The organism is Hydrocoleum sp. CS-953, from assembly GCF_002260545.1.
Taxonomy (GTDB): domain Bacteria; phylum Cyanobacteriota; class Cyanobacteriia; order Cyanobacteriales; family Microcoleaceae; genus Trichodesmium.
On the sequence record NZ_LGSU01001285.1, the window covers coordinates 1 to 9,276 of the forward strand.

8 protein-coding genes and 1 pseudogene are annotated in these 9,276 nt (G+C 39.1%); 8 read left to right on the plus strand and 1 reads right to left on the minus strand.

What is annotated here, in order from left to right; all coding sequences use genetic code 11:
• Positions 1 to 1,846: CHAT domain-containing protein (locus AFK68_RS22875; protein ID WP_143438159.1), on the plus strand; the 1,846-nt coding region annotated here is incomplete at its 5' end.
• Entirely contained in the window at positions 1,839 to 2,363 is a 525-nt protein-coding gene (locus AFK68_RS42325) for a prepilin-type N-terminal cleavage/methylation domain-containing protein (RefSeq protein ID WP_094673294.1), read from the plus strand. The genes AFK68_RS22875 and AFK68_RS42325, both read left to right, overlap by 8 nt.
• A 1,798-nt stretch (positions 2,364 to 4,161) precedes the next feature.
• Here the strand turns inward: AFK68_RS42325 and AFK68_RS46135 are convergent.
• Entirely contained in the window at positions 4,162 to 4,401 is a 240-nt protein-coding gene (locus AFK68_RS46135; RefSeq protein WP_371357507.1) for a hypothetical protein, read from the minus strand.
• 20 nt (positions 4,402 to 4,421) lie between these two features.
• Here AFK68_RS46135 and AFK68_RS46140 point away from each other — a divergent pair.
• The 6 genes and pseudogenes from AFK68_RS46140 to AFK68_RS22910 form a co-directional block, all read left to right on the plus strand.
• Positions 4,422 to 4,493: pseudogene (locus tag AFK68_RS46140) on the plus strand (hypothetical protein); the annotation flags it as partial.
• A 326-nt stretch (positions 4,494 to 4,819) separates the two neighbouring features.
• Positions 4,820 to 5,737: a hypothetical protein gene (locus AFK68_RS22890; protein ID WP_094675367.1), complete on the plus strand. Its 918-nt coding sequence runs from the start codon at positions 4,820 to 4,822 to the stop codon at positions 5,735 to 5,737.
• A 234-nt stretch (positions 5,738 to 5,971) separates the two neighbouring features.
• Positions 5,972 to 6,844, plus strand: a complete 873-nt coding sequence (locus tag AFK68_RS22895) for a hypothetical protein (RefSeq protein ID WP_210407571.1) — start codon at positions 5,972 to 5,974, stop codon at positions 6,842 to 6,844.
• 125 nt (positions 6,845 to 6,969) lie between these two features.
• Entirely contained in the window at positions 6,970 to 7,056 is an 87-nt protein-coding gene (locus tag AFK68_RS46145; protein WP_094675373.1) for a PEP-CTERM sorting domain-containing protein, read from the plus strand.
• An 81-nt stretch (positions 7,057 to 7,137) separates the two neighbouring features.
• Complete coding sequence (locus AFK68_RS22905; protein ID WP_094675369.1) at positions 7,138 to 7,809, plus strand: tetratricopeptide repeat protein; 672 nt, start codon at positions 7,138 to 7,140, stop codon at positions 7,807 to 7,809.
• Positions 7,810 to 7,896: 87 nt separating this feature from the next.
• Positions 7,897 to 8,757, plus strand: coding sequence for a sugar transferase (locus AFK68_RS22910; RefSeq protein ID WP_371357506.1), 861 nt, complete (start codon positions 7,897 to 7,899; stop codon positions 8,755 to 8,757).
• The last annotated feature ends 519 nt before the right edge of the window (positions 8,758 to 9,276 follow it).

Consider the following 9,276-nt stretch of genomic DNA (forward strand, 5'->3'; position numbering starts at 1 on the left):
AGAGCGTCGCCCTAGTAGTGGATATTTCCAAGAAGGAGACTTTACAAAATTATTCAAAGAAGTCTTAAATACTGTAGATTTAATTTTCCGAAATGGAGTAGATGCCAAAGCTTTTATGTCATCCTTCCAACAAGTACAAGTGGAAAACCAAGGCATCCCCATGAAAATTCAAGGCATGGAAAATAAAGGTGATGGAGTAGTAGTAATTAGAATAGATGTACCCCCAGAAACTGAGAAGGAAAAAATCCATCGGGAGTTTATGGAATTCTATGATGAAAATGTCAGAGTGCTAGAAGAAAAATATCAGCAAGATCTGGCAAAAACAGAAAAAAAAATTACTCTATATCGTCAACGAACGGAGCAAAATGAATATCAAATATTCCTGATGAATCAGATATTAAAAACCCAAAATTCTGCTCCTGTCACTGCCAGAGAAAAATTAGTTACTCTCAACTTTGAAGGAGGAAACTTTGCCACAGGTTTTCCAGTTATTAGAGCTAATATTTGGTCAGACGCTCATCATTTACCAATTTCTTTTTCCAGTAGCTTACCCGCAAATTCAGAAATTCCTCAACTCTATCAAAACTGGAGTCAAAAATATAAACAATTAAGACAATTATATCGAAATTTAGGCTTGCTTCCTAGAATCAAAATGAAGAAAGAGCAGACAACAAATTTTTCCAAAAAAGATATGGAAAAAGAAGCTCAGAAAATAATTATTCAGATTCGGGAATTAGAAAAAGAATTGCAACCTCTCCTCAACAACTGGTTAAATACTTCAGATTTTAACCGCATCGAAAAAGAACTACGAACTAAATTTAACCCCTCAGACAAAGTTCGACTAATTATCCAATCAGAAGATGTTTTAATGCAGCACATTCCCTGGCACCTATGGAATTTTCTCTCCAATTATCAGTTTGCCGAAACTGCCATAGTTTTGCCAGAAGCTAACCGAGTCGAAAAGCTAAATATTGCTAGGGAAAAAATCCGCATCTTAGCAATATTTGGAGATGACAAAGGACTAAATATTGAAGCAGATAAAAAATATTTAGAAAGTCTGCCAAAGGAGGTGGTAAAAACTGTTTCTTTAGTCAAACCAAACCCCCAAGAATTAGATCAAAAATTATGGGATGAAAAAGGTTGGGATATTATTTGTTTTTCCGGTCATAGTGAAAGTGAAGCCGATCTAAGTACCGGATATTTTTACTTAGACAACCACATCAAAATGACAATTGAGGAATTAGAAAATGCTCTAACAGCAGCCATTAAAAAAGGATTACAATTAGCCATCTTTAATTCTTGCGATGGTTTAGGTCTAGCTCAACAACTTGCTCGCTTACATATTCCCGCAATTATTGTTATGCGAGAACCTGTTGCAGATTTAGTCGCCCAGGAATTTTTAAAGCATTTTCTCCAATTATTTTCTAGTGGTAAATCTTTATCTATTTCCGTGCGACAAGCTAGGGAAAAATTAGAATATTTAGAAGATAAATTTCCTGGTGCGACTTGGTTGCCAGTTATTTGTCAAAATTCCGCAGAAATACCTCCAACATGGCAAAGTTTATATGGAATTAATCAGCCTAACTTTGCCGAAACTTTAGCCGAATTAAGGTTAGCTATTGAAGCCGAAACTTGGTTAACTTCAGCAGACAAAATAGAAGCTTTAAAACAAGTGGATATTTTGACAAAAATGAAAGAATTTTTTACAGTTGAAAATCAAGAAGCTGTCAAGTCATCCATGAGAATATTAAGAGGTATTGTTGCCGAACATCCGGCAGCAAACTTAATGGATGAAGCCTTAAATAAATTGTCAATTTACTTTTTAAATCAGGGGAAGCATGAATAACTTATCTCTCAAACTTTTACAACTTTTAAACAAACAAAATAATAATCGTGGATTTACTTTAATCGAGTTATTAGTAGTCATTATTATTATTGGAATTTTGTCAGCCATCGCTCTTCCATCTTTTTTAAATCAAGCAAATAAAGCAAAAGAAGTTGAACCAACAATTAAGATAAATGCTGCTAATAAAATGCAAATGAACTACTATTCTGAGAATGGTGAATTTAGTAGAAATTCAGCAGATGTAGAGTTACCTATCCAAACAGAAAACTATGTATATGATGTTCCAAGTAACATCTTATTTTTTCCAATTCCTCCTGAATTATCAATTATTATGGGTCAACCTAAAGATAATCAACTTAGATATGTTCTAGGAGTTACATACATAGAAAATGATGGTAATTCTCATCAAAGAATATGTAAATCTAAAGCTAATCTCACTGAATTATTTGATTTAGCTAGCATACTTATTCAAGGAAAATGGGATGAAGCAGATGCTAAATATTGTAGTGGTAAGTAATACTAAATTAGCTAATTTATAATTATCGGTACTTCAGCAAAAAAGTTGATGTATTTGCCTTCTCCCTATTAGCTTTGAAGTAATTTTCGCTGTGAAAAATATCAAAGTACCGAAGAGGCAATTATTAATTATTAATTGTTGAAAGCGGTTTTCCTGCACGGTAGACCACAGTAGGGACGTTCCATGGAACGTCCCTACTGTTTTTTGTCTGTGACTTGAAGTCATAAATATGAACAGAGTTGCATACACTAATTCTTCTTTTTTGCAACAGAACCATTTTTTTTTGTTGAAAATCAACAAAGTTGAAAAATACTTTTGTCGATTTTCACTTAATTTAGGCTGAATATATTGCTACAACTGCTTTTGCTAACTTGTCAAAAAGTTGTCTATCTTTACTGTCGATCTTCGACAATACTTTGATTTATCTATCCTATACTCATAAATGAGATGACTAGCAACCGCATTTTTACCGAGGTATTACTATTAGGACTTACGCAGTACAAAATATTTTCGTCATTGCGACCGACAGGGTTTGCGAAGCAGTCCGGAACGGATAGCAATCTCAAATCCTAGTTTTTCCTACCTCATGCGTAAGTCCTGACTATCTTAAATTTGAATATTTAAGCAGTCCTATTTATTTAGTATACCTTCGCGAATTGCTGACAAATAAGAAATTTTTCTTAGATATCTCAAAAACTCACCGTTGTGTTCATTATCGAAGTAATTATGGGTAATCAAACAAATTATCAAAGACGCCACCTAACAAATTTAACCAAAGCAATTTTAGCAGCGATCGCCTCTAGTTTTGGTGTCGGAGTTAAAGCTGCTCTAGCAGATCCACCACCTGCACCACCACCTCAAACCCTATTACCTCCAGTCTTCTGCTTCCGGTTTACTGATATTAAAGCTGTGGAAGACGATCCAGAAGGAGATAAATTTCAACTCGCCTTTGAAGTTCTCAACTGGTCCAACCAACCTGCTTCCGGGGTTCGTATTGCCCTCACCGAAGGAACAAATAGTTTTGTTACCGATGGTGCAGCTCCCACTTTTGCGGGTGCAGGAGTCGATCGTAACGGTCGCCCTAATGGTCCAGATGCAGACCCCCTACCAGGAAATCAACTATTTACCAACGGTGGTCAAGTCGTGGAATCAACTGAAACAGCAATTCAATGGGATGCCACTCAGGTAGACCTGAATACCTTTGCTAGCGGACCAATACCAAACCGGGACTTGCTTGGTGTTGGAGAGAGAAACACTCCTGGTGCTTGCGCTTTAGTTCCTGGTTGTCGAGTTGTCGGCCACCCCAACCCTTTCTTTGGTAGTCCTGTAGTTGCTGACTGGGAGACCATCGACAACGGTAATAATGTCTTGGATGGTTTTGTAATTACAGTGGATGATTTCGATGAATCAGAGGTAATTTCTTTCAACTGGAATCTCCTTGGTGTTGACGGCAACCCTATTGGAATGCCTGGTACTGGTAATGAGTATGGTTTCGGTGCAGTAAATATTGCTCGTATACCTATCAATGAAGACCCTGATTCTAACTTCCGCATTTTTGAGCGAAATACTGGCGTAGAAAACACCAGTCGATTATTTGCAGAAAATTCTCGTCTAGTTACGGAATATTCTCCTGTGGACTATGATACAACTACTTCAGGTGCTGGTGGTTTTAATGCTACGAATGCGATAGCAACTCAAACTATTGCTTCTACAGAAGCAGATGAACCTATTGCTCTGTTTGCTGCGGAGTTTGGGGCGGGAATTACTGGTGCCTTTTTGAATCAGGCGGATAACATTTTTAATTCTCCTGTGAATGCTCAGTTAATTGATTATTCACAAAATCAATTTGATGACGATGATAATGACCAATTTGATGACGATGATAATGACCAATTTGATGACGACGGTAATGACCAACTCGGTGACGACGGTAATGACCAACTTGGTGACGATGGTAATGACCAACTTGGTGATGGCGGTAATGACCAGCTCGGTGATGGCGGTAATGACCAACTCGGTGACGACGGTAATAACCCACAATCAAAGTCAGTTCCCGAACCTAGTGCAATAGCAATGCTAGGAATGACAGTAGCCGCTTTAATTGGCTATAAACGTAAACGTCGTAGTTAACCACAGATATATGTAGGGGCGAATGGCATTCGCCCCTAGAGATGGTGTGTAATTTAATATTTTGCGTCAGTTCTGATTTAATATAAACCCGGTTTCTATACTTTTTTAACCGATACTACTCGCGTGTCTAGACTAAAGGAACGGAGAAACCTAGAAGACCTCACCCCCAACCGCTCTCCTGCAAGGAGAGGGGAGAATGCCCACCCTTCCCTTGTAGGGAAGGGGGTTGGGGGGTTAGGTTTTTTAACCCACATTTTCAAGCTAGACACGCTACTACAAAATTCGATCTAACAACAGAAATCCTATATTTATGCACTAAAGATATAATGAACGTTAACAACAAATACTTACAAATAGGGACTTGTTCCCTAGCTTTGTTAATTGCAGGAACTCCCGCTGCAACTGCAGCCAGCTTACAAAGTGCTGATGTAGTCGTTATTGTTGATGAATCCACTTCTATGTTCGGCGAACACCAATGGCTCGGCACAATGATTCCACAGCTAGATACAGCCCTACAAAGTAAAGGTCTCATAGACAACCGTTTTGGTCTTGTTGGATTTGGTAATTATAATTATAGCAATAACTCCCATAATTTGGGGCGATCTTTGCCTGTAGGTGGAGCTAATTTTGCAACTTCTGCTGAATTTACAACTGCGACGAATAACTTACTCGTATCTGGTTGGTTTGAAGATGGTTATTCTGCCATTGACTTTGCTCTAAATAACTATAGCTTTCGGGAAGATGTTGCCGTTAACTTCATCCTAGTAACAGACGAAGATCGGGATAATGGTAACTCTAGCCTCAATTTCACAAACATCCTGGCAGGGTTACAGCGAGGAACTGCAGACAGTAAAGATGATATTTTCTTGAATGCGGTAGTTAATGCCAACTTTGTGAATGATGCTATTGGAGTTAACTCAGAAGCAAATGCTTATATTGCCGACGGTAGTGGTGGATATAGAACAACCAAACTTCCATCCTTAAGTGGTATTGTTACCAATGCTTTCAGCAATACTGAAGCAGATTATATAGACTTAGCTCTTGCCAGTGGTGGCGCGGGATGGAACTTGAACCAACTGCGAGTTGGTGGTTCAACTGCAACCTCTTTTACAAGTGCATTTATTGATATCAAGGTTGAAGAGATGCAGCAACAACAACAGCACAAGAGAGTACCAGAACCTGTTTCGGTTTTAGGTCTTTTGGGTGTAGGTGTTTTAGGTACTACTTCATTAAACAAACAGTAGGGGCGAATGGCCATTACCCACTACAACACCGAACGTTCACCCATACATTTTTTGTCGATCTTCGACAAGATTTATCTTCGCTGTCGATTTTCGACAATGCTTTAATTTTTCTGTTATAGAATTGTGTTGGTTATGAATAATAGCAGTAACCGTATTTTTACAGAGGTGTTTCTACATTTAATCTAGGGCAAACAGCCGTTTGCCCCTACATCTAATCTACCAATAGAGATAATTATGAGCAATCAAAAACATCGTTTAATCAATCAAGCCATCTTAGGCATTGCTACTACTTTCGGTCTATTTTCTGCCTCCATTGCTAATGCTGCATCTCTCAATGTTCTGTGGTATGGTCAGAGCAATATTTACAATGCAACAATCTCAGAGTTAGCTGCTCTAGCACCAACATTTGACCCAGAAGGAGATGGCAGTTTAGATTGGAATCTCACTATCTGGAATCCTCAAGACCCTGCACCTAACTTTTCTGATTATGATGTTTTGGCGATCGGAGCTGCCGCGAGGAACAGGATACTTAATTTCGACCCCACTGGGATTTTAAATAACAAAGAGGCAATATCTGCAGCTAGGGGCAATCGTACTTTCTTAAGTGGTCAAGACCCAGACAATCATTACGGTTATGGTAACCCCGGTCCTCGTCCTAATGGTCCCCTCGGTTTCTTAGTGAATTCTGTTAATTGGGCAGGCAGTGCTGAAGGTATGGGTATTGTAGCTTTGGCTGGTCAGCAATGGTGGTTAAATGATCGCTCTTTTTTGAAGGATGAGTTAGAGGGTTATGCGTCCTACTTCCATACAGATAACGTGGTTATTCCCACAGAGACCTCAGACTTTGCAGTAAATGAAGGCTTAACAACTGCAGGTTTGAGTAACTGGGGTGTATCTTCCCATACTGCTTTCGACAAAAATATCCCAGGTTATTTGTCTATAAACGATGCTGGTTCTCGTCCTGGTTATGCGGTTACTATTGTCACTGCCTCTGAAGCTGATGGTGGCACTTTGGGGCAGGAAACAGAATCAGTTCCCGAACCAACTAGCACAGTCGCAATAGTTGGTTTAGCGATCGCTCTATTCAAATGCAAACGTCGTAGTTAAGGATTAGATTCCCCCTAGCCCCCCTTTCCAAGGGGGGGACTGGAGACCTGGTATGAATTTTTATTCTCTCATTTGTCAAATTCTTTAGCCCCCCTTACTAAGAGGGGTTGGGGGGATCGCCTTAGCTGAAAGAAAAAGTTCCCGAACCAAACAGCACAGTCGCAATAGTCGGTTTAGCGATCGCTCTATTCAAATGCAAACGTCGTAGTTAATCAGATATATATTTAGGGGCGAATAGCCATTCGCCCCTACCAAGAATCAACAACATAACTATCCAATTACCAATTACAAAAATGATGAACAGAATCTCTAAAACTATTCTCACTCTCACAATAGCAACCACACTCAGTACCTTAAACATAGCTTGCCAAAAAGTAACCCAAGTAGAAGCTATTAACGATAGCGCAGTAGAAAAAGTAGCTCAAAAAGATTATCAAGGGGCACTAACTGATTACAACAAAGCTATTGAAAAAGACCCCAACAATGCCACCTTATATAATAATCGAGGCAATGCTCATTTCCAAGCCCAAAACTATGAAGAAGCCATCAGAGATTATAATGAAGCCCTAAAAATCAAACCCGAAATGGCAGACACTTATTACAACCGCGCCTACGCTCGACAACAACTAACAGATTTAAAAGGAGCATTATCAGATTACGACAAAGCATTAGAATTTGCTACCGATGAAACAACTAAAATCAAAATCTATGGCAATAGGGCTACACTACATCATGCAGTCGCAAATTACCAAAACGCCCTATCTGACTACGCTCAAGCTATCAACCTCAGACCAGACATACCTCAAATTTACTCCAACCGAGCCAACCTTTATTATCAACAAGGAAAACTAGAACAAGCGATCGCTGATTATCGCAAAGCAGCAGACTTGTATCAACAGCAAGGAAATACTCAGTCTCAACAGGAATTACTAGCTATTGTCTCTAAAATTGAACAAAGCAATTAATCTGTAGGGGCGATTCATCTGTAGGGGCGATTCGCGTTTGCGTAGCATTCCGCAGGAAATCGCCCCTACAAGTCCCAGAAACCGGGTTTGTATTTAAACATTTTGCCCAACCGACATCTATTAGCACAAACCCGGTTTCTCACTCATATTTTGGATACCGCTCAGAAACCGGGTTTGTATTTAAACATTTTGCCCAACCGACATCTATTAGCACAAACCCGGTTTCTAAATCCACCGTGTAAGGTTCCAGATACAAAACTTCCCATTAATATTAAAGTTAAAAATATGAATACTCTAACTTTACAACACCACCAATCAACTAATCCATATACACAAACAACTCATCCATCTGTAACCAGCAAAACCAAACGTATAATAGACATTCTCGGAGCTTTAATAGGATTAGCAATTACAGGAATAGTCGCCATTCCCATCGCTATTTTCATGCAACTCGATAATCCTGGTCCGTTATTTTTTACTCAAGTGCGATGTGGTTTTTTAGGCAAAACTTTCCACATCAGAAAATTTCGTTCCATGATTATTGATGCAGAAGAATTAAAGCATTTAGTCAAAAACGAAGCTCAGGGAAATATGTTTAAAAACGAACGCGACCCCAGAATAACTAACATTGGTCGTTTCCTCCGTCAAAGCAGTTTAGACGAACTACCGCAATTTTGGAACGTTCTCAAAGGAGAAATGAGTTTAGTCGGAACTCGCCCTCCTTCTATTGATGAAGTCGAACTGTATCAAACACATCACTGGCGCAGACTGGAGGTAAAACCAGGCATTACTGGAGAATGGCAAGTAAATGGTCGTTCTAATATCAAAGACTTTGAAGAAGTAGTGCGTATGGATTTGAAATATCAGCAAAAATGGTCTATTGCATACGATCTCCAATTAATCTGGAAAACTATCTGGGTTGTCTTGAATAGATCGGGAGCGTGTTAAGAATTGAGAATTTAGAATTGAGAATTTAGAATTAATTTCCTCAAAACTTTGGCAATACATATAGGAAATGGTATTTGCCCTCTACAGAGAGTGTATTATTTCAGAATTTGCGTAAGTCCTGATTATATCATGTCAGGATAATCAGTAATACAGGACTTACACAGAACCACCATATTTTGTAGGGGCAAATGGCATTTGCCCTCTACAGATAGCTACAAATTTTACAGTGCTAAATGATTGATAAACCACACGGTCATAACCAAAACCCTGTAAGTCATAACCAAAACCCTGTAAGGGCGAATGCCATTTCCTAAGGTCATGCTCTGCAAACGCCCCTACTGTGATATTATACCGTTTTACTTGACATACTCCCGACGTTGCCCTTACGGGAAAACGCGGGGTTCTTCAGTCTGGGAAACCCTGACCGCTGTTTAAACAGAGGTGATGTCCTCCCCCTGTGTTGACATTGATACTAACAAAATGTACCTAGCTTGTCAAGGGCATATGAACAGCTTATGA